The organism is Cryobacterium sp. M96 (assembly GCF_002929845.1).
Lineage (GTDB): Bacteria > Actinomycetota > Actinomycetes > Actinomycetales > Microbacteriaceae > Cryobacterium > Cryobacterium sandaracinum.
Genome location: NZ_PJJS01000026.1, coordinates 16,331 through 36,523 on the forward strand (window position 1 = coordinate 16,331; position 20,193 = coordinate 36,523).

Annotated in this window: 14 protein-coding genes and 1 riboswitch; of the genes, 5 read left to right on the top strand and 9 right to left on the bottom strand. The window is 69.6% G+C overall.

The window, feature by feature from the left end; genetic code table 11:
• Positions 1–120: 120 nt before the first annotated feature.
• Entirely contained in the window at positions 121–492 is a 372-nt protein-coding gene (locus CXY79_RS01365) for a VOC family protein (protein ID WP_104099374.1), read from the bottom strand.
• A 619-nt stretch (positions 493–1,111) separates the two neighbouring features.
• Here CXY79_RS01365 and CXY79_RS01370 point away from each other — a divergent pair.
• Entirely contained in the window at positions 1,112–2,488 is a 1,377-nt protein-coding gene (locus tag CXY79_RS01370; RefSeq protein ID WP_104099375.1) for an HNH endonuclease signature motif containing protein, read from the top strand.
• Between the two features lie 57 nt (positions 2,489–2,545).
• On the opposite strand, the gene CXY79_RS01375 is transcribed toward CXY79_RS01370, so the two are convergent.
• The 7 genes from CXY79_RS01375 to CXY79_RS01405 form a co-directional block, all read right to left on the bottom strand.
• Positions 2,546–2,869, bottom strand: coding sequence for a multidrug efflux SMR transporter (locus CXY79_RS01375; RefSeq protein WP_104099376.1), 324 nt, complete (start codon positions 2,867–2,869; stop codon positions 2,546–2,548).
• Between the two features lie 12 nt (positions 2,870–2,881).
• Positions 2,882–2,945: riboswitch (guanidine-III (ykkC-III) riboswitch) on the bottom strand.
• 63 nt (positions 2,946–3,008) lie between these two features.
• Positions 3,009–3,572 carry a Fe-S cluster assembly sulfur transfer protein SufU gene (gene sufU / locus CXY79_RS01380; protein ID WP_104099377.1) on the bottom strand — a complete coding sequence of 188 codons (564 nt, stop codon included), beginning with the start codon at positions 3,570–3,572 and terminating at the stop codon, positions 3,009–3,011.
• Positions 3,569–4,885 carry a cysteine desulfurase gene (locus CXY79_RS01385; RefSeq protein ID WP_104099378.1) on the bottom strand — a complete coding sequence of 439 codons (1,317 nt, stop codon included), beginning with the start codon at positions 4,883–4,885 and terminating at the stop codon, positions 3,569–3,571. Before CXY79_RS01385 ends, sufU begins: the two co-directional genes overlap by 4 nt.
• 55 nt (positions 4,886–4,940) lie before the next feature.
• Complete coding sequence (locus CXY79_RS01390; RefSeq protein ID WP_104099379.1) at positions 4,941–5,717, bottom strand: sulfate/molybdate ABC transporter ATP-binding protein; 777 nt, start codon at positions 5,715–5,717, stop codon at positions 4,941–4,943.
• Positions 5,714–6,532 (bottom strand): ABC transporter permease, encoded by an 819-nt coding sequence (locus CXY79_RS01395; protein WP_233191121.1) that lies wholly within the window; start codon positions 6,530–6,532, stop codon positions 5,714–5,716. Before CXY79_RS01395 ends, CXY79_RS01390 begins: the two co-directional genes overlap by 4 nt.
• Positions 6,533–6,539: 7 nt before the next feature.
• The gene (gene modA, locus CXY79_RS01400; protein ID WP_198411526.1) at positions 6,540–7,334 is read right to left on the bottom strand and encodes a molybdate ABC transporter substrate-binding protein; all 795 of its coding nucleotides are present in this window, start codon (positions 7,332–7,334) and stop codon (positions 6,540–6,542) included.
• The gene (locus tag CXY79_RS01405; protein ID WP_104099381.1) at positions 7,331–7,753 is read right to left on the bottom strand and encodes a molybdopterin-binding protein; all 423 of its coding nucleotides are present in this window, start codon (positions 7,751–7,753) and stop codon (positions 7,331–7,333) included. Before CXY79_RS01405 ends, modA begins: the two co-directional genes overlap by 4 nt.
• 84 nt (positions 7,754–7,837) lie before the next feature.
• On the opposite strand from CXY79_RS01405, the gene CXY79_RS01410 reads away from it, so the two are divergent.
• From CXY79_RS01410 to CXY79_RS01425, 3 genes are all read left to right on the top strand, one after another.
• The gene (locus CXY79_RS01410; RefSeq protein ID WP_369827917.1) at positions 7,838–8,377 is read left to right on the top strand and encodes a molybdenum cofactor biosynthesis protein B; all 540 of its coding nucleotides are present in this window, start codon (positions 7,838–7,840) and stop codon (positions 8,375–8,377) included.
• A 358-nt stretch (positions 8,378–8,735) separates the two neighbouring features.
• Positions 8,736–9,746 carry an FAD binding domain-containing protein gene (locus tag CXY79_RS01420; RefSeq protein WP_104099388.1) on the top strand — a complete coding sequence of 337 codons (1,011 nt, stop codon included), beginning with the start codon at positions 8,736–8,738 and terminating at the stop codon, positions 9,744–9,746.
• On the top strand, positions 9,743–12,601 hold the full coding sequence (locus CXY79_RS01425) for a molybdopterin-dependent oxidoreductase (protein WP_104099383.1): 2,859 nt from the start codon (positions 9,743–9,745) through the stop codon (positions 12,599–12,601). Before CXY79_RS01420 ends, CXY79_RS01425 begins: the two co-directional genes overlap by 4 nt.
• A gap of 19 nt (positions 12,602–12,620) precedes the next feature.
• Here CXY79_RS01425 and pulA read toward each other — a convergent pair whose 3' ends face one another.
• Complete coding sequence (pulA, locus tag CXY79_RS01430; RefSeq protein ID WP_104099384.1) at positions 12,621–18,404, bottom strand: pullulanase-type alpha-1,6-glucosidase; 5,784 nt, start codon at positions 18,402–18,404, stop codon at positions 12,621–12,623.
• Positions 18,405–18,608: 204 nt separating this feature from the next.
• Here pulA and CXY79_RS01435 point away from each other — a divergent pair, with 204 nt between their 5' ends.
• Positions 18,609–20,030 carry an amidohydrolase family protein gene (locus tag CXY79_RS01435; protein ID WP_104099389.1) on the top strand — a complete coding sequence of 474 codons (1,422 nt, stop codon included), beginning with the start codon at positions 18,609–18,611 and terminating at the stop codon, positions 20,028–20,030.
• Positions 20,031–20,193: the final 163 nt, after the last annotated feature.

Sequence of the window (20,193 nt, forward strand, 5' to 3'; positions counted from 1 at the left end):
GAGCATGCGCCGGGCACGCACTGAGCACGCACTGAGCACGCGCCGAGCATGACGGCCAAGCGAGGGACCGGGCGGCGCCTCCGCGCCGCCCGGGATCGGTGAGTGGGGTGACTGGGGTGGCTAGATCGTCTGCGAGATGCAGATGAAGTTGCCTTCGGTGTCGCGGAACCAGGCCGATTTTATGTCTTCGGCCGTGACGACCCCGTTCACCGTCTTCATGCCGGGGATGTCGAATTCCTCGAAGACGACTCCGCGTTCGCGGAGCGTGCTCATCTCGGTGTCGAGGTCATCCGTGATCCAGCCCATCTGGGCGTTCTGGGCCGTGCCGGCATTACTGGTCTCGTAGATCTCGAAGACCGATCCCGACCCGACGTGATACACGAGGACTCCCTCGTTGGTTTCGTCGGGGTCGAGGACAAGCGCGTCGTGGTAGAACGACTGGGCTCGTTTGAGGTCCGCCGCCGGCAACACGGTGTGCAGTTCTTTCATCATTGTGAAACGCCTCCTTGGTGGTGCAGGTGATTCGTGGCGCGTGTGGAGGGGTAGACGTTGAAGCCGCCGCGTATCGGGCATCCCGCGCCGCACTGGATGTCGATCAGGGCGTGCTTCCGAGGCGGAGTGCCGACTGTCGGTGAAGCGGTGAGCGCGAATCGTGGCCGGAACTCCTCGCCCGGCAGGGGTAGGTTGACCACCCCGGCGGGCGTTGACTTTTCGCTTTTTCCACCTCAAACATACGCCGTAGGCCCGCCCGAGTGAAGAGCCGTTTCCGATGGCCAGCCCCGGTGGTCGGCCCGGTGGTCGAGCTTGTCGAGACCCGGTGCGTCGACCTCCAGAGGTTCGCCGGGGCATCCGTCGCGGTCGAATTCGCTGACCTCGGAGATTCTCGCGACACGCCGGGCAACCGGCGACCACAACCGGTGTTTTGCCAGAAATCTCCGCGTTTACGTGACAACGGATGCGTGCCGCCGGCCCAGTAGCGGATGCCCGCAGCGGGCCCCGGGCGCATTGCTCTACTCCTCCACAATACGGGTGTGATCGGGTTATCCACAGGGGACTGACGGGTGTCGATCTGGCCCCACGAATGTCAGTGGCCGCCCGTAACGTGTGACTCATGAAGCCCTCCTACCGTGAGCAGCTAGAATGCCTGGGTCGTCACTTCGATGCGATCCGGGAGACGCAGGCGGAGTCCGCCCGGGTCGACGCCCGCCTGGCCGAGCAGGTCGATCAGGCCCGCCGGTTCGCCGAGGTACTGGCCCTGGACGCGGTCCAGGCAGCCAAAGACAAGGCTCGGGAAGGTCCTCCGGCCATATCCGGGGTCACGGCCGGGGTGCCTCGTGCCCGGTGGGATGCCGCCATGGTCGCCAAACGGGAGTTCGTCACCGAGCTGGCGTGCACCCTGCGGCTGCCGGTGCGCTCGACCGAGACCCTGATCGCCGAAAGCCAGACCCTGATGAATGAGCTGCCCGCCACCCGGGCCGCGCTGCAGGACGGGTCGATCACGTACCGGCACGCGCAGGCGATCATGAACCAGGCCTGGTCACTCCCCGCCGAGGCACTGGCCGGGTTCGAAGAGGCGCTGTTGAAATCCGCTCCGCACCTGACCGTGGCCAACCTGAAGTACAAGGCACGCGTCATGCGGGAACGGCAGCACCCGGAGTCGATCACAGCCCGGCACCAGAAATCGGTGGCCGACCGCAAGGTGGTCTTCGAGCCGGAGCCCGACGGGATGGCGTCGCTGTACTGGTTCGACTCGGCGGAGAAGGTGAAGGCCGGGTACGACCGCCTCACCGTGATGGGGATGAGCCTGCAGGGCCCGAACGAGACCCGCGCGTTGACGCAGCTGCGGGCGGACGTCTTCGAAGACCTCATCCTCGACGGGGTCACCGCCTCCGGGGTGGGCAAGGGAATCCGGGGCTCGGTGCACGTGACCGTCCCGGTGATGACGCTCCTCGGCCACTCCGAGGAACCCGGGCACCTCGAGGGATACGGACCGATCGACCCCGACACCGCACGCGAGATCGCGGCTCGGGCACCCGGCTTCATCCGAGTCCTGATCCACCCGGAGACGGGAGTGGTGCTCTCGGTCGGGCGCACCCGCTACAAGGTGCCGAAGGAACTGCGACGGTACCTCCGGGTGCGAGACGAAACCTGCCGGTGGCCGGGCTGCCGCCGGGCGGCGACACAGTGCGACATCGACCACACCCTCGACTGGCAGTTCGACGGGCTGACGGAGCACGACAACCTGGCGCATCTGTGTCCGGCCGACCATGCGCTGAAGTCAGAGACCCGGTGGACCTACATGCACCTGCCGGACGGCACGCTGAAGTGGACATCGCCGACCGGGCGCACGTTCATCAGTGAGCCGGCCACGATCATCCGTGCGCCGGAGCGTCGACCGAAGCCGGAGCCGCATCCGGGGCCGCCGCCGAGGCCTTCATCTGACGCGAGGTCTCGGCCACCCGAAGCGAACGAGCCGCCACCGTTCTGATGTTCCACCGTTTTGATGCCCTGATGCTCGCAGCGTCGGACGCGCTCAGCGACCGACTCAGTGCGCGGCGTCGACAAATTTCAACCCGACGACGCACCCCACCAAGCCGAGGATGAGCACAATCTTCAGCAGGGAGGCCGGCTCGGCGCCGAAGACCATGGCGTAGAGCACGGTGAGCGCCGCGCCGATCCCGACCCAGACGGCATACGCGGTCCCGGTCGAGATGTCCCGCATGGCAAAGGCCAGCCCGCCCATGCTGAGCACGAGTGCCACCGCGAACACGACGGATGGCCACAGTCGGGTGAACCCGTCCGACTTACCGAGCGCCGTGGCCCAAACCGCTTCCAGGACCCCGGACACAATGAGGATGATCCACGACATGACAACAGCTCCCGTGGCCAGTCTTGTCGCGTGCCGGGTACTGAACCGTCGTCCGGAGCCGCGTCGCGCGGCCTCCGACCACCCTAGCCTCCGAGCCTGCGCGATCCCTGCGCAGACCTACACAAGCCCTACACGAGCCCTACCCCGCGAGCAGAGCCGCCTCGAACGCCACCCACGGCAGCATCGCGCACTTGACGCGGGCCGGGTAGCGGGAGACGCCGGCGAAGGCGGCAGCGTCACCGAGCACCTCCTCGTCGGGCTCGATCGTGCCGCGCGAGCGCAGCATCTCGCGGAAGGTATTCAGCACGGCCCGCGCGGTGGCGACGTTCTCGCCCCGCACGATGTCGTGCAGCACGGATGCCGAGGCCATCGAAATCGAGCATCCGTCGCCGGCCCAGGCGAACTCCTCGATCACGACGTCGTCGGCAGGCTCGCCGGCCGACGCGGGCGAGCCGCCGGATTCACCGGCACGCAGGCCGATGCGCACGGTCACCTCGTCCCCGCAGGTCGTGTTCACCTGGTGCGACTCCGTCACGCGCGACCCGGAACCCGCACCGGCAGGAGAAGCAGCGCCACGAGAAGCACCGGCAGCAGTCCCGGCTGCCTCGAGCGGTGGCAGCCCCTCCGCCGAGGCACCGTTCCGGGACTTGGCGTGGTCGAGGATGATCTGCTGGTAGAGCTGCTGCATGGCACTTTGGGTCATGACTTCACTCCGAAGAACGGGGCAACCTCGGCCAGGGTCGCCAGGAACCGGTCCACCTCGTCGGTGGTCGTGTACAGGTAGGTGCTCGCCCGCGTCGACGCGGTCACGCCGAGCCGGCGGTGCAGCGGCTGGGCGCAATGGTGCCCGACGCGCACCGCGATACCGGCCTCGTCGAGGTACTGACCGACATCGTGGGCGTGCACCCCGGCCAGGTCGAAACTGGCCAGACCAATGCGGTCGACTCCGGCCGGCGGCCCGAGCAGACGCACCCCGGGGATGCCGACGAGCCCAGCCACGAGGCGCTGCCCCAGTTCGGCCTCGCGCGCGGCGATGCGTTCCATCCCGGTCTCGGTCAGGTACTCCACCGCGGCGGCCAGGGCGATCGCCTGGGAGATGCGCTGGGTACCGGCCTCGAACCGCTGCGGCGGGGCGAGGAACTCGGCGGTGTGCATGTCCACGGTGGTGATCATGGATCCGCCGGTGAGGAACGGCGGCATGCCCGCGAGCAGCTCGGCCTTGCCGTAGAGCACACCGATGCCGGTCGGGCCGAGCATCTTGTGCCCGGAGAAGACGGCGAAGTCCACGTCGAGGGCGGCGACATCCACAGGAAGATGCGGCACCGACTGGCAGGCGTCCAGCAGCACCAGCGCGCCCACCGAGCGGGCCAGAGCTACGAGCTCGGCGACCGGGTTGATCGTGCCCACCACGTTGGAGGCGTGCGTGAGCGCGAGCAGGCGGGTGCGGGCTCCGATGACTCCCGCCGCCGCGGCCAGGTCGAGCGTGCCGTCATCTAGAACCGGGATGAACCGCAGGGTCGCGCCGGTACGCAACGCGAGCTGCTGCCACGGAATCAGGTTGGCGTGGTGCTCCATCTCGGTGACGACGATCTCGTCGCCGGCGCCGAGTGAGAATCGTGTCGCCGCGGGGCCGCCGAGGCCGAGCGACGCGTTGGAAAAGGCGTAGGCGACGAGGTTGATGCCCTCGGTCGCGTTCGACGTCCAGACGATCTCGTCGGCCTTCGCCCCGATGAACGCGGCCACGGTCGCCCGGGCTGCCTCGAACGTCTCGGTGGCTCCGAACGCGAGCGTGTGGGCCCCGCGGTGCACGGCTGCATTGCGCTGCTCGTAGAACTCCTGCTCGGCCTCCATGACGCTGAGCGGGTTCTGCGAGGTAGCGCCCGAGTCGAGGTAATTGAGCGGATGCCCATTGACCAGCTGATCGAGGATCGGGAAGTCGTTGCGGATGCGGTCGACTTCCTCGTCCGTCAGCGGGCGAGCCATCGCACGGGTGGACGGTGAAGCGGAAGACGTCATATCATCCAGCGTATTCCCTCCCCCGGGCAATGCACACCGAACTCTGACAGGGGTATCACGGCGAGGCAGACAGGTCGAGCCCGAACGTCAGGGCCCGGGTGAACTCGGCCTGCGGGTGCGCGAACACCGAACGGGTCGGCCCCTCCTCGATGATGCGCCCGCCCTGCAGCACAATCACCCGGTCGGCCAGCGCGAGGGCGTCGAGCGGGTCGTGGGTGACCAGGATGACGGACCGATCGAGCAGTACCCGGTGCAGCAACTGGCGCTGGGCGGGCACCGCCGCCACATCGAGCGCGGTCATGGGCTCGTCGAGCAGCAGCAGCCGCGGGCTGGCCGCGAGAGCCCGGGCCACCGCGACCCGCTGGGCCTGGCCGCCGGACAGCATCCCGGGCCGCCGGTCGGCGAAGTCGGACACCTCGGCGGCGGCGAGCCACTCGTCGGCGAGAAGTCGTGACGCAGCCCGGGATTCCCCCGCGCTGCGCGGCCCGAACGCCACATTGTCGCGCACGTTCAGGTGCGGGAAGAGCAGCGGCTCCTGGGCGAGCAGCACCGTGCGTCGGGCGTGCGGCGGTGTGAAGATGCCCGGCCGCCTACCATCGGCACGGTCTGCACCGCCGGCACGGTCTGCACCGCCGGCCGCCAGATCGAAGAAGACCTGCCCGTCGAGGGTGGCCTTACCCGAATCGGGCCGCAGCAGACCCGCGCAGAGCTCGAGAATGGTGGACTTGCCGGCCCCGTTGGAGCCGAGCAGCGCCACCGTCTCGCCCGGCGACACGGTGAAGGCGACCTCCAGTCCGCGCCGGCGCATCACGGCGGCCAGTTCGAAGGTCACGAGAGTCCGCGCGGCCGGTGGGTGGCGACCATCACGATCAGGGCGACGGCCACGAGGAGGAGAGCCAGGGCGACGGCCGCATCCGCATCCGTTTCCCGCTGCAGGTAGATCTCGAGCGGCAGCGTGCGGGTGACCCCCTGCAGGCTGCCGGCGAACGTGAGGGTCGCCCCGAACTCACCGAGCGCGCGCGCGAACGCGAGCACCGCGCCGGAGAGCAGACCGGGCAGCACCAGCGGTAGCGTCACCCGCCGGAAGACCGTGCCGGGGGTGGCGCCGAGCGTGGCGGCGACCGCCTCGAAGCGCGCGCCGGAGGCCCGCAGGGTCGCCTCCACGCTCAGCACCAGGAACGGCAGCGCCACGAAGGTCTGCGCGAGCACGACGGCGGTGGTCGAGAACGCGATCTGGATGCCGAGCACCTCGAAGGTCTCGCCGAGCAGGCCGCGGCGCCCGAAGGTCGACAGCAGGGCGATACCGCCCACAACGGGCGGCAGCACGAGCGGCAGCAGAACGACGGCGCGCACGAGGCGTTGTCCGGGAAACCGGCTGCGGGCCAGGCCGAGAGCCATCGGCACGCCGAACAGCAGGCAGAGCACGGTGCTCATCATGGCGGTGCGCAGGCTGAGCAGCAGCGCCGCGACCGCCGCTTCGGAGGTCACAAGCGCACCGAACCGGGACCAGTCAACGCGCAGGGTCATGCCCACGATCGGCAGCATGATGAACAGGACGCCGAGGGCAGCCACGAGGAGGGTCCAGCGGGGCACGCCGAGGGTGACCCGGCCGTCGTGGGGGCCGGTGTGGGAGTCGGAGCGACTCACCACCACCTCACGGCGCGCCAAAACCGGCCGCCCCGAGCACGGTCTGACCGGTCGCTCCGGTCACGAACCGGGTGAAGGCTGCCCCGAGCAGTGCCTGCTCACTGCCCGCCACGACGGCGATCGGGTATTCATTCACGGCCTGATCTGCCTCCGGCACCGGGATGCCGAGAACCGCGTCGCCGGCGGAGGTGACGTCGGTCACATAGACGAGCCCGGCATCCGCGTCGCCCGATGTGACCTTGCCGAGCACGCCGGTGACGGCGTTCTCTTCGCTCACCGGCGCGAGCCGGACGCCGGCCGCCGCCTCGAGGGCCGGCAGCGCGGTGCCGCACGGCACCTGCGGCGCGCAGACCACTACGTCCACATTCGGCGCGGCGAGGTCGGCGAAGGAATCGATGCCGGCCGGGTTGTCGGCGGGCACGGCGATCATGAGGGTGTTGGTGGCGAAGACCACCGGGACGCCGTCGAGGAGGCCGTCGCCGCTGAGCTTGGCCATGGTCCTGGCGTCCGCCGCCGCGAACACATCGGCAGGGGCGCCCTCCCGGATCTGGGTCACGAGGTCGGCCGATCCCCCGAAGTTGAGCGCGACCGTTACACCGGGATGGACGGCCTCGAACCGGTCGGCCAGCTCGGTGAAGGTCTCGGTGAGGGATGCCGCGGCGAACACGGTGAGCGTCTCGCCCTGCTCCGTAGACGCCCCGGTCGCCCCCGACGAGGCCCCGGCCGTTCCTGCGCAGCCGGCCAGCACGACGGATGCCGCCGCCAGCCCGACCGCGACGCGCACGCTCCACAATCGGGTCACGACTGGCCCTTCGGGGTTTCGACGATCACGGTGGTGGCCTTGACCACGGCCACGGCCACCGACCCCGGCACCAGGCCGAGGTCACGCACGGCCTCGGTGCTCATCAGGGACACCACCCGGTGGGGGCCGCACTGCAGCTCGACCTGGCTCATCACCGGATCGCTCACCACGCAGGTGACCAGCCCGACGAAACGGTTGCGGGCCGAGCTCGCCGTCGTGGACGGATCCGCGGGCGACAGCGCGTCCTCTCGGGCCAGCGCGGTCTCCCGGGCCAGATGGGCCAGGTCGGATCCGTCGACGACCATGCGTCCGGCGTCGTCGGTGCTCGCGGCGAGCGCCCCATTGTCGATCCAGCGCCGCAGGGTGTCGTCGCTGACCCCGAGGTATCCGGCGGCTTCCTTAATCCGTATCTGAGACATATTGAGCATCTTATTACCGCATCTGCGGAATAGACACCGGGAGGGGCGTGAACGCGGCTGCCGCAGTGGGGCAGGATGGAGCGCGTGACCGCCACAGCGAACCTTCCGTCGACTCCGTCCGAACCCACCGAACCACGCGCATCGCGCGCACCGCGCCGCGCGCAGGTCATCGTCGCCTCCACCCGCGCCGCGGCCGGGGTCTACCCGGACCGCACCGGCCCCGTCCTCGATGCCTGGCTGCGGGAGCGCGGCTTCACGCTCGGCGAGCGCCGCGTCGTGCCCGACGGCGCCCCGGTCGGCGCTGCCCTGATCGAGGCCCTCGACGCTGGCATCGACCTTGTGATCACCACGGGCGGCACGGGCGTCAGCCCCCACGACCTCACCCCCGAGCAGACCCTCCCGCACCTCGACCGGCTGCTCCCCGGGCTGATGGAGGAATTCCGCCGCCGCGGCGCCGCATCCACCCCTCTGGCCGTCATCTCGCGCGGTCACGCCGGGATCGCCCGCGGGCGCACCCTGGTGATCAACCTCCCCGGCTCCCCCAACGGCGTGAAGGATGGGCTAAGTCTCCTTGCCGACGTGCTCGACCACATCCTCGACCAGCTCCACGGTGTGGACCACTAGCTGGACTGGCCCTCTGGCCCCTCTGGCTCCACTAACCCTTTGGCTCCACTAGCCCCACTAACCCCTCTGGTAGCCCCACTAACCCCTCTGGCTCCACTAGCCCCACTGGCTCCGGCCCGAACGAATTCGACGGAGATTCTGGTCAAATCGGCACAAAACACGCCTAAAGTCCGCTTTTAGCTCAAAATCTCCGTCGAATTGGTTCGCCCCCGCCCTTCCGCGCACCCGTGCCCTGCGCGAAAACAGGGTGGCTCGCCGTGAGGATGCCGCGAGCGAGCGCGTCGACTCGCGGGGCGACACGGGCGAGTGGATAATTCAGGGTGTCGACCTGCACCCGAGCGGTCGAGTGAGGGAAACGATGGACCTCAACACCGTGTTCACGATCACCCCCGCCCGTCACCGGGGCGATCTCGCGCTCCTCGACGCCCAGGTGGCCCCGCTCGCGGGCGGCTCCGACCTGTTCGCCGACCCGCAGACGCACCTCACCGGGCTGGTCGACCTGCAGACCCTGGGCTGGCCCGCTCTGACCCTGACGACGGATGCCGGCACCCCGGACACCGGCCCAGGTGCCGCCACCGGCACGGATGCCCACACCGGCGAGCGCGCCACCGGCACCACCCCCGGCCTCGTCATCGCCGCCACCTGCACCATCGCCGAACTCTCCCGGCTGGCGGCCGCACCCGGCTGGACCGCGCATCCGCTGATCTACCAGTGCTGCACCGCCCTCTACGGCTCATTCAAGATCTGGAACGTCGCCACCGTCGGCGGCAACCTCTGCGCCTCCCTGCCGGCCGGCCCGATGACCAGCCTGGCTGCCGCCCTCGACGCGGAGGTGCTGATCTGGCGTCGTGACGGCAGCGACGAACGGATGCCCGCAGCGTCCTTCGTCACCGGCAACACCACCAACGCGCTCCGCACCGGCGATGTGCTGCGGTCCATCCACGTGCCGACCTCTTCGCTGGCGGCCCGCACCGCATACCGCAAGATCGCCCTCTCCCCACTCGGCCGCTCCGGCGCCGTGCTGATCGGCCGGCTCGACCGCGCCGACCTCTCCGACAGCGACGACACGACCGCCCGCGACGCCAGCGACGGCACCGGCCGCTTCGTGCTCACCGTCACCGCCGGCACTGTGCGTCCGGTGCAACTGCGCTACGATTCCCTGCCCGACGCGGGCACACTCGCCCAGGACATCGCCGCCATCGACTGCTGGTTCACGGATGCTCACGGCGCCGCCGACTGGCGCCGCGCCGTGAGCGGCGTGCTCGGCGAGGAGATCCGAGCAGAGCTGGAACAGCAGCCCGAACCGAGACAAGAACCCGAACCGGCCGCGCGAGACCAGGCGGCACCCCGGAACGGAGACCGCTCATGAGCTTCCAGATCAACGGCGAACCCGTCGACGCCTCCCCTGCCCCCGGGCAGTGCCTGCGCTCCTTCATCCGCGACCAGGAGCACTTCGAAGTCAAGAAGGGCTGCGACACCGGCGACTGCGGCGCCTGCTCCGTGCTGGTCGACGGCACTCCGGTGCACTCCTGCATCTACCCGGCGTTCCGGGCCGAGGGCACAGAGGTCACGACCGTGGCCGGGCTCGGCCTGCCCGGTGATCTGGCCCCGATCCAGCAGCGCTTCGTCGACGCCGCCGGGTTCCAATGCGGGTTCTGCACCGCCGGCATGATCGTGACCGCGTCCGCCCTGACCGAGACCGACCTTGACGACCTCCCCCGCCTGCTCAAGGGCAACCTGTGCCGCTGTACCGGCTACCGCGCCATCGAGGACGCCATCCGCGGCAGCCACACCCCCGTCAACGGCTCAGCCAGGTCAGACAGCTCCTGTCGCACCGACGCACCGGCACGCACCGGCCTGGGCCCGGTCGTCCAGACCGGACCGCGCCCCGGCACGGTCGGCACCTCCCTGGCGGCCCCGGCCAGCGAACGCGTGGTCAGCGGGCAGGAGCCGTACACCCTCGACGTCACGGTGCCCGGCCTCCTGCACCTCAGCGTGCTGCAGAGCACGCAGGCGCACGCGCGCATCCGTTCAATCCAAACCGAGGCAGCCGCGGCCCTGCCCGGGGTGCACGCCGTGCTCACCCACGCCGACTCCCCGGCCACCCTGTTCTCCACCGCCCGGCACGAGGACCGCCTCGACGACCCCGACGACACCCTCGTGCTCGATTCGGTCGTGCGGTTCCGCGGCCAGCGCGTCGCGGCCGTCGTCGCCGACACCCTCGCCATCGCCGAGGCCGCCTGCCGCCTGATCGAGATCGACTACGAGACGCTCCCGGCCGTCTTCGACCCGCACGCCGCTCTCCTGCCCGGCGCTCCCCTGGTGCACGGCGACAAGGATGCCACCGCGAGCCGGCTGGCCGACCCGACCCGCAACCTGGTGGCCGAGCTGCACGGCGAATACGGCGACATCGCGGCCGGCCTGGCCGGCGCCGCCCACAGCGTGAGCGGAACCTGGCAGACCCAACGGGTGGCGCATACCCATTTGGAGACGCACGCCACCATCGGCTGGCTGGAGCCCGGCACGGCAGACGCATCGGCAGGCGGCGACCGGCTCATCCTGCGCACCAGTTCCCAGGTGCCGTTCCTGGTGCACCGCGAGATCTGCCGCCTGTTCGCCCTCGACCCGGGGCGGCTGCGCGTGTTCACAGCCCGGGTCGGCGGCGGCTTCGGCGGCAAGCAGGAAATTTTGACCGAGGACATCGTCGCGCTCGCGGTGCTGAAGACCGGGCGCCCCGTGCAATACGAGTTCAGCCGTTCCGACGAGTTCACCCTCTCCCCGGCCCGTCACCCCATGCGCATCGACGTCACCCTCGGCGCCGACGACGCCGGCCGCCTCACCGCACTGAAGCTGGGTGTGCTCGCCGACACCGGCGCCTATGGCAACCACGGCCCCGGGGTGATGTTCCACGGCAGCTCCGAGTCGGTCAGCCTCTATCGGGTGCCCAACAAGCGGGTGGATGCCCGAAGCGTCTACACGAACAATCTCCCCTCGGGCGCCTTCCGCGGCTACGGCCTCGGCCAGGTGATCTTCGGCGTCGAGTCCGCACTCGACGAGCTCGCCCGCACCGTCGGCATCAACCCGTTCGACCTGCGCCGGCGAAACTCGGTCGGCCCGAACGACCCGCTCGTGGTCACCCACGTGGAGGGTGAGGACCTCATCTTCGGCAGCTACGGACTCGACCAGTGCTTAGACCTGGCCCAGACGGCCCTGGCCCGCGGCAACGGCGCCACCGTGCCGCTCGGCGAGCACTGGAAGACCGGCGAGGGCATGGCCACCGCCATGATCGCGACCACCCCGCCGCGCGGGCACTACGCGCAGGCCTCGGTCACCCTCGAAAACGCGGTCCTCGAATCCCCCACCCACTACACCGTCCGCGTCGGCACGGCCGAGTTCGGCAACGGCACCACCACGGTGCACGCGCAGCTCGCCGCCACGGCCCTGCACACGACTCCCGACCGGATCGAGATCCTGCAGTCCGACACGGATGCCATCGGCTACGACACCGGCGCGTTCGGCTCCGCGGGCGTCGTCATCGCCGGCAAGGCCGTGCTCGCGGCGGCGAACGACTTGGCCGACACGCTGCGGTCCGCCGCCACGGAGAGGCACCCGGAGATCCCCGCCGCCGCCTGGACCCTGGAACCCGACGGGCTGCGCAGCGGAGCGGTGTTCACGTCGCTGGCCGAACTGGCCGGGCAGGCATCCGTAACCGGGGCATCCGCGCCCGGGGCCTCCGCTCTCCGCGGTGTCGGCGCCGAAGACGGCGCCCGCCGCTCGGTGGCGTTCAACGTGCACGCGTTCCGGGTGGCCGTGAACACGCAGACCGGCGAGGTGCGCATTCTGCAGTCGATCCAGGCGGCGGATGCCGGGGTCGTGATGAACCCGGAGCAGTGCCGCGGCCAGATCGAGGGTGGGGTCGCGCAGGCGATCGGCACCGCGCTCTACGAGGAGGTCATCCTCGACGGGGTGGGCACCGTGACCACGAGCGTGCTGCGGAATTACCACATCCCGCAGCTCGCCGACCTGCCCGTGACCGAGGTGTACTTCGCGGACACGAGCGACGTGCTCGGCCCGTTCGGGGCGAAGTCGATGAGCGAGTCGCCCTACAACCCGGTGGCGCCCGCCTTGGCGAACGCGGTGCGCGACGCCATCGGCATCCGTCCCACCGAACTGCCGATGTCGCGCGACCGGATCTGGCGGCTGCTGCACCCCGTTCGCTCCTGAACGGGGTGCGATCCGCGGGTTACCGCTTCTTCGCCGTCCGCTCCTGCGCGTCGACGAGCACCGCGACCGTGCGGGCCGGAACCGTTACCGTGCCGGTCGCCGCGTCCCAGGTCGTCGACTTGACGAGCGCATCCGTCCCGGCGGCCTGGATGCCGCTGAGGGCGTAGCCGCGCCCGGCCAACTCGCTGAGCAGAACCGTCTGAGGTTCGGGGCTGGCGTTGAAGAGCACCAGCAGGCCGTCCAGTTTCTTGTCGACGTCGCCTCCCACCGTGTCGTCGACGCTCATCGCGATGACGCCGGGGGTGGCATCCGGTCCGCTGGCCGGGAAGGTCAGCTTCTGGTTGATCAGCTTCGCATCGCCGAGCCGGAACAGTTCGGTCGACTGCTTGAGGCGCAGCAGGTCCTGGGCCTGGGCCGACGCGAAGCTGATGTCGCCCGGCGTCGGCTTGAGGGCCGGGTCCTCGAGCAGCGGGCGCATGATGGCCCACTTGTCCTCGTTGGCGGCCGCTGACGGCAGACCGACGCCGAAGTTGCTGGTCTGGCCGGTCCAGTCGATGCGGTTGAACCAGTCGCCCGAGTTGTAGCTGTCGCGGTCGAGCGACTTCGAGCGCAGCAGGTCGGTTCCGGCATGCCAGAGCGATGGCGCCTGCGACAGGGTCGCGGTGGCAAGGGACAGGGTGTTCATGCGCACCCGGTCACTCATCCCGGTGTCGGCCGGCAGCTTGAGGGCGAGCAGGTCGTAGAGCGTCTCGTTGTCGTGCGCGTCGACGTAGTTGATCACCTCGTCCGGCTGGTCCGCATACCCGGCCGGCGACCCGTTGTAGTCGAGTTCGTCGCCGCGCTTCACCGTGCCGTCGCTGGTGACGAAGCTGAAGTCGCGCAGGTTCGCGGCCAGGCCGAGCCGCACCAGGTCGCTGGCCTGCCCGAGCCGGGCGAGCGCCTGCTCGGGGGTGCCGTTGATCGCCACGCCGTTGGGATCGGTGCCGAGCCCGGTGCCGAAGCCCTGCTGCTGCACGGTGCTGCCGTCGACGGGGCTGCCGCCATGCACCGCGTCGCGCAGCCGGTCGTTGAACGTGCCGATGCCGGTTCCGCCCAGCTGGCCCTGCGTCGCCTGCTCGAACAGGGCGTTGTTCGCGACCTCGCCGAAGTTCCAGCCCTCACCGTAGAGGTAGATCGCCTGGCCGTTCACGCCGTCCTCTTTCAGGGTGAGCGCATCGAGGGCATCCCGCACGGCCAGCAGGTTGGCCTTCGAGTGGTGGCCCATCAGGTCGAACCGGAACCCGTCCACGCGGTACTCCTTCGCCCAGAGCACGACGGAGTCAACCATGAGCTTCTGGGCCAGTTCGTGCTCGGTGGCGATGTTCTGGCAGCAGGTGGAGGTCTCGACGGAGCCTTGCGGGTTGAGACGGTGGTAGTAACCGGGCACGACCTGGTCGAGCACCGATTTCTCCCCCTGGCCGCTCTGCGCGGTGTGGTTGAACACCTCGTCGAGTACGACCTGCAGGCCGTCCTCGTGCAGGGCCCCCACCATGCCGCGGAACTCGGCCACCCGGGCGCCGCCGTGGGCGTTCACCGCGTAGGACCCCTCCGGCGCCGAGAAGTGGAACGGGTCGTAGCCCCAGTTGAAGCCGTCCTGGTCCCTGATCGCCTGGATGCACGCCTGCTGGCCCGGCGAGGCCGGTCCGAAGGAGGCCAGGTCGCAGGCCGGAACGGCCTGGAGGGCGCGGTCTTCCTGGATCGTGGCGATGTCGAAGGTCGGCAGCAGGTGCACGGTGTTGAGCCCGGCAGCCGCCAGCTCGGACAGATGCCGGGTTCCCGCGCTGTCGACCCCGAACGCGCCGTAGGTGCCGCGGAGCTCTTCCGGCACGGTGTCGTCGGAGATCGAGAAGTCGCGCACGTGCAGTTCGTAGATCGACCGGTCCACGGCCTTCTCGATGACCGGCGCCTTCGCTTTCTCCCACGCCTTGGGGCGGTAAGCCTTATCGGCCAGGTCGATGAGCACCGACCGGGTGGAGTTCTGCGTCAGGGCGACCGAGTACGGGTCGGTGACCTGGTTCACCTCGATCTTCCCCGTCGTCGGCGCGAACACCGTGACCTCGAAGACGAAGGATGCGCCGGTCCAGTTCTTGGCGCCGGTCGCGGTCCACGTGCCGTCATCCTGGCGCGTCAACGCGATGCGCTCCGGGTCGGCCGTGTCGCCCGCCGTCCAGACGAGCGCGTCGACGTTCTGCGCCGTGGGAGCCCAGACCGCGATCGTGGGCCGCTTCTTGGACCAGGTGACGCCGAGCGTCCGGTCCGCTGCGGCATCCGCGTAGAGGTCATCGAGCACGCCGGGCAGTTGCACGCCCGTGAACGCGGTGACGATGCCTGTGGTGTCGTCGGTGCCGGTGCCGGTGCCGGACTGGGCCACCGCCAGCTGGGTGGTCAGCAGCCGTTCCAGCTCCACCCGGTCCACACCGACCGGGCGCAGGGCCACGGACCCGGCGAGGGCCGGGAAACGCGCTTTCTCCGCGTCGGAGAGACCGGCCGGGTCGTACTCGAGGGCGACCGTGTCACCGCCGGTCACCGCTCCGTCGGTGACCGCCAGGTCGGCGGCCGACGAGGAGTGCAGCGTGTAACCGAGCGCGGCCGGGTCGGCATTCACGGGCAGCAGGTCACGCGGCCAGGCGAGGGTCTTCTCGCTCACCCAGTGCGCGCGCTGCGCTCCGGTGCCGGCCAGCGGCGGGTCGGTCACCGTGATCGTGAGCACGTGGGCGGCGAGGTCGTAGCTGAACAGGGTTTCCTTGCCCTCGGTGGCCGTGAACGACAGGTTCGCTCCGTTCGGCACACCGTCGGCGCCATAGTTCTCGTCCCAGCCGAGGTTGTGCGCGACCTTCGCCTCGTACGAGCCGGTCGGCAGGGTGTTCGAACTCAGGGTGAGGATGCCGTCGCCGTCCACGTCCTGCAGCCAGGTTGCGAGGCAGTCCGGTTTCCAATCTCCGGGGCAACCGGCCTCCTCCTGGAAGGAACCGGCCGCGACGACGATATCGCCCTCGGCCGTGCCCTGAAAGAAGTTGTTGCGCGGGTCGAAGTAGAACGTGACCGGGCCGCCGTCGGTCGTGTAGCTCACGTTGTCGCCGCCGGGAACCCCGCCGGAACCGTAGTTGAGGTCCCAGGAGCCGTTGACGGCGATCTTGTACTCGTAGTCGCCGGCCGGAAGGTCGAAGGTGCCGGCGTAGATGCCGTCGGCCCGGAGGGTCAGTTTCGCGGCCTCACAGCCGGGCTGCCAGTCCCCGGCACAACCCATCTCGGAGTTGTGACTACCGGCCACCGTGACCAGGTCGATCGCGGCGTCGGGCGTGCCGGTATCGGCGAGCGAAACCGTGTTGCCCACGGAGGCGAAGCTGGACGCGGCGGCCCGCTGTCCGGCGGCATCCGTGGAGACGGCGCGGTATTCGACCAGGGTGCCCGTGGCGAGGCCGGCGGTGTCGTGGAAGACCCGCGGAGTGGTGTCTTCGGCGGTGCCGAGGCTGGTCCACGCAGTGTCACCCACGACCCGCCAGGCGAAGCCGGTCTCCTGCCAGGTCCCGTCGTCGACGGTGGCCCCGACGGGTGAGACGCCGGTGACGCCGGCTCCGGCTGCCGGGGCGGCGACCGTGATCGCGGCGGCCGCGGCCGGAGCGCTGACGGGTCGGTCGGCCACGAGCACGACCGAGCCGCGGGCCGGCACGGTGACGGCCAGATCCCCGGTGTCGCCGGATACCGCGGAAGCGGTGTCGCCGAACAGCACCGAGTAGGACGCACCCGTGGTGAGGGTGGGGATCGTCACGGTTTTCGCCGCGGCCGAGTTGTTGACGGCGACGAGGTGTTCGATCTTCTCCGTGCGGTCGACCCGGCTGAACGCGTAGACGCCGGCCCCGGTGTCGGCGTAGCGCTCGATCTGGGCGCCCGTCGCGAGGGCCGGGTGGTCGCTCCGCAGCGCGGAGAGCTCAGCGATCCGACTGTAGAGCGGCGCATCCGTCCCGAACCGGTCGATCGAACCGGCGGTCTCGCCGGTGATCAGCGGCTGGTTCGCGTACTCGGGCACCTGGCTGGCGAACAGCGACTGGCGGGCGTCCTTGTCGCCGCCCGCGCCCATGAAACCCTGCTCGTCGCCGTAGTAGACCACCGGCTGGCCGCGGGTCAGGAACATGAGCTCGTGGGCGAGCACGTCGCGGGCAAGCGGGTCATCGGTGTTCTTCAGGAAGTAGCCGATCCGGCCCATGTCGTGGTTGCCGAGGAAGGTCGGCAGCGCGGAGGCGTTGGAGTCGGGAGTCGTGTAGAGGTCGTCGGAGGCGAACAGCTGGCTGAGCCCCTTCGCGGAGTTGCCGGCGGCGAAGCTGGTCGCCTGCGACTGGAATCCGAAGTCGAGCACCGAGTTGAGGTCGGTCTTGCGCACGTACGGGGACGTCTTCGCGGCATCCGCGTCGTAGACCTCACCGAACATGAAGAAGTCGGGCTTGCCCGCGGCGTGCGCGTAGTCGAGCACCTGCGTGGACCACGTGTCCCAGAACTCCAGGTTGACGTGCTTGACCGTGTCGATGCGGAAGCCGTCGATACCGAGGTCGACCCAGTCCGTGTATACGTCGACGAAGCCGTTCACGACGGCCGGGTTCTCGGTCATCAGGTCGTCGAGGCCGGAGAAGTCGCCGTCGAGGTTGCTCTCACCCTCGAAGGTCGAATCTCCCCGGTTGTGGTAAAGCGTCGGGTCGTTCAGCCAGGCCGGCACCTTGGCCGTGGCGTCGGCGGCCGCGACGAACGGCGTGTAGGGGAAGGATGTCCCGTCGAGGGTCGGGAATTCGTCGGTCCCCGCGTAGTCGGCCGGGTCGAAGGGCTCGCCGGCCGCGGTCGTGTAGGGCGACGTCGCCTTGTCGATGTAGGAGTACTGCTTCTCCTCGTTGTCGATGACGTCGGCGGTGTGGTTGGTGATGATGTCGAAGTACACCTTGATGCCGCGGGCGTGCGCGTCGTCGATGAGCGCCTTGAGCTCGGCGTTGGTGCCGAGGTGCGGGTCGATCTGGGTGAAGTCGGTGATCCAGTAGCCGTGGTAGCCCGCGGACGCGTTCGCGCCCTCGCCCTGCACGGCCCGGTTCTTGAAGGACGGCGTGAGCCAGAGGGCGCTCGTGCCGAGACCCTCGATGTAGTCGAGCTGGGAACGGAGCCCGGCGAGGTCGCCGCCGTTGTAGAAGCCCTTGTTCGCGGGGTCGTAGCCGGATACCAGTGGGTCGTCGCCGAGGCCGGCGGTGTTGTTGGCCGGGTCGGCGTCCTTGAACCGGTCGGTCATCACGAAGTAGAACTGCTCGTCGCTGCCGGGCTGGCGGATGGGCGCGGCCGCCACGGCCTCGTCCTCCGCGGAGTAGGCACTGGCCAGGGAGAGTACCTCGAGGCCGACGCGCTTCCGGCCGAGGTCGAAGGTGAAGCTCATTCGGCTTTCACCGGCGATGGTCAGCGGGATGTTGTCGGTGCCACCGTCCAGCCCGTAGGTCTCGTCCCACGCGTCGTTGAGGGCGACCTTGTAGTCGTAGCTGCCGGCCGGCACCGTGAACTCGGCGGACCAGACCCCGTCGACGCCCGTCGGGGCCAGCTCGGTGGACTCGCAGGCCGGCTGCCAGTCCTCCGTGCAGCCCAACTCGCTCTGCAGGCTGCCGACCAGGGCGACCGTCGGGGTGGCGGCGGCCGCGGACACCTCGGAGAAGGCGAGACCGGAGAGAACGATCGCGCCGGCTCCGATCGTGGCCACAATGCGGCGGATGGCCGGGCGGCGTGTAACGGTGCGTTTCGTCAACAGTGACTCCCCCTGTCTCGCGCCCGGTGGCGCTGAGAACAACAGATGTGACGCTACTCCGTCGCGTACCGCTTATGCAAGCGTTTGCTGCAAGCGTTTACTTGATCGCGCGGCGGTCGAGCCTGACGACCCCCAATACACTGAACGAGTCCGGTGGAAACGAGTCCAGTGGAAGAGAACGACGAACAGAGAACGGGCTCTCACGTGACACCGTCCAGCCGGGTCTACCGCGGCCACATCTTCCACATTGCCGGCTCCCCCACCGTGGCCGCCGCGCACCGGCACCTCGTGTCCCTGCCCGACGGCGTCCTGGTGACCACCGACACGGGCCGGATCGCCTGGGTGGGCTCATTCGTCGACCTCCCTGCCGTCTACGAAACCCTGGCGGTCACCGACAACCGGGGCGGTTTCATCCTGCCCGGCTTCGTCGACACCCACGTGCACTTCCCGCAGACCTATTCCACGGATTCCTATGGCGGCGGCCAGCTGCTCGAGTGGCTGGACAACTGCGTCTTCCCGGCCGAGGCTCGCCTGGCCGACCCCGGGTTCGGCGAGCAGATCGCCCGGGACTTCACCCGTCGCCGCGTCGCCGCGGGCACGACCAGCGCCCTGGTCTTCGGCTCCGCGTTCCCTCCCGCGCAGGACGCCCTGTTCGAGGAGTCGCACCGGGCCGGACTGCGCCTGGTCAGCGGACGCGGAATCCAGACGGTCGGTTCGAAGCCCTCGCAGGCGCTGCTCACGAGCGAGGCCAGGGCCCTGGAGCTTGTGACGGATGAGATCGCCCGCTGGCACGCGGTCGACACCGGCGACGCCGCCACCGCGCTGCTTCAGGTGGCGGTGGTGCCGCGATTCAGCCTCTCCGTCACCCCCACGACCCTGGCGGGGCTCGGCGAGCTCTACGACGCGGTGCGCGGCCAGGGGGTCTACTTCCACAGCCACCTGAACGAGAACAACCGGCCCGGCACGGGCGAGATCGAGGCCGTGAAGTCGGTCTACCAGGTCGACACCTACCTCGACACCTACGACGGCCGGTTCCTGCCGGGTTCGGCGCGAGGCGGGTCGAGCCTGCTGGGGCGGCGCAGCATCCTCGCCCACGCCGTGCACTGCGAGAACAGCGAGCTGGCTCGCCTGGCCGAGACGGGAACGAGCGTGGCGCACTGCCCCACGTCGCAGCAGTTCCTGGGATCGGGCACCATGCCGTGGCTGCGCACGACGTCGTTCGGCGTGAATGTGGCGATCGGGTCGGATGTCGGCGCGGGCGACGAATGGCTTATCTCCCGGGTGCTCAACGACTGTTTCAAGGTGCACCTCTCCGAGCCCGGAGAGGCGGGCCTGTCGCTGGATCCGGCCGCCCTGCTCTTCACCGGCACCCTGGCCGGCGCGCGCGCACTCGACATGGAGGCCCGGTTCGGCAACTTCGACGTGGGCAAGGACGCCGACTTCCTCCTGATCGAGCCGGACCGCTGGGAGCCCCTTGCCACGGTGCTCGAGCGCGGCATCCGGGCCGACGACGAGGAGATGGCCACCGACCAGACCCTCTTCGCGCTTCTGCTGGCCCTCCGCCAGCCCGCGATCGCCGGCGTCTTCGTGCGCGGCCGCCGGGTGCTCGCCCCGACCGGTGGTTGAGCCGCCCGGCGATTGAGCCGCCCTCCCGCCTTCCAGTCCCGCCCTCAATCCCGCCCTGGCCGAACGAATTCAACGGAGATTTTGGCTCTCCTGCTGCTTCCGTGGGTTAATCCCGGCCGGGGAGCACTGGTTTGTGGCCGCCGAGGCTGAGCATGGCGAGGGC

Bases quoted from the DNA above. Each gene is read 5' to 3' on its own strand.
- CXY79_RS01375 (WP_104099376.1), bottom strand. From the start codon at position 2,869: ATGTCGTGGATCATCCTCATTGTGTCCGGGGTCCTGGAAGCGGTTTGG.
- sufU (WP_104099377.1), bottom strand. From the start codon at position 3,572: ATGACCCAAAGTGCCATGCAGCAGCTCTACCAGCAGATCATCCTCGAC.
- CXY79_RS01420 (WP_104099388.1), top strand. From the start codon at position 8,736: ATGGACCTCAACACCGTGTTCACGATCACCCCCGCCCGTCACCGGGGC.
- CXY79_RS01405 (WP_104099381.1), bottom strand. From the start codon at position 7,753: ATGTCTCAGATACGGATTAAGGAAGCCGCCGGATACCTCGGGGTCAGC.
- CXY79_RS01425 (WP_104099383.1), top strand. From the start codon at position 9,743: ATGAGCTTCCAGATCAACGGCGAACCCGTCGACGCCTCCCCTGCCCCC.
- CXY79_RS01370 (WP_104099375.1), top strand. From the start codon at position 1,112: ATGAAGCCCTCCTACCGTGAGCAGCTAGAATGCCTGGGTCGTCACTTC.
- CXY79_RS01365 (WP_104099374.1), bottom strand. From the start codon at position 492: ATGATGAAAGAACTGCACACCGTGTTGCCGGCGGCGGACCTCAAACGA.
- CXY79_RS01385 (WP_104099378.1), bottom strand. From the start codon at position 4,885: ATGACGTCTTCCGCTTCACCGTCCACCCGTGCGATGGCTCGCCCGCTG.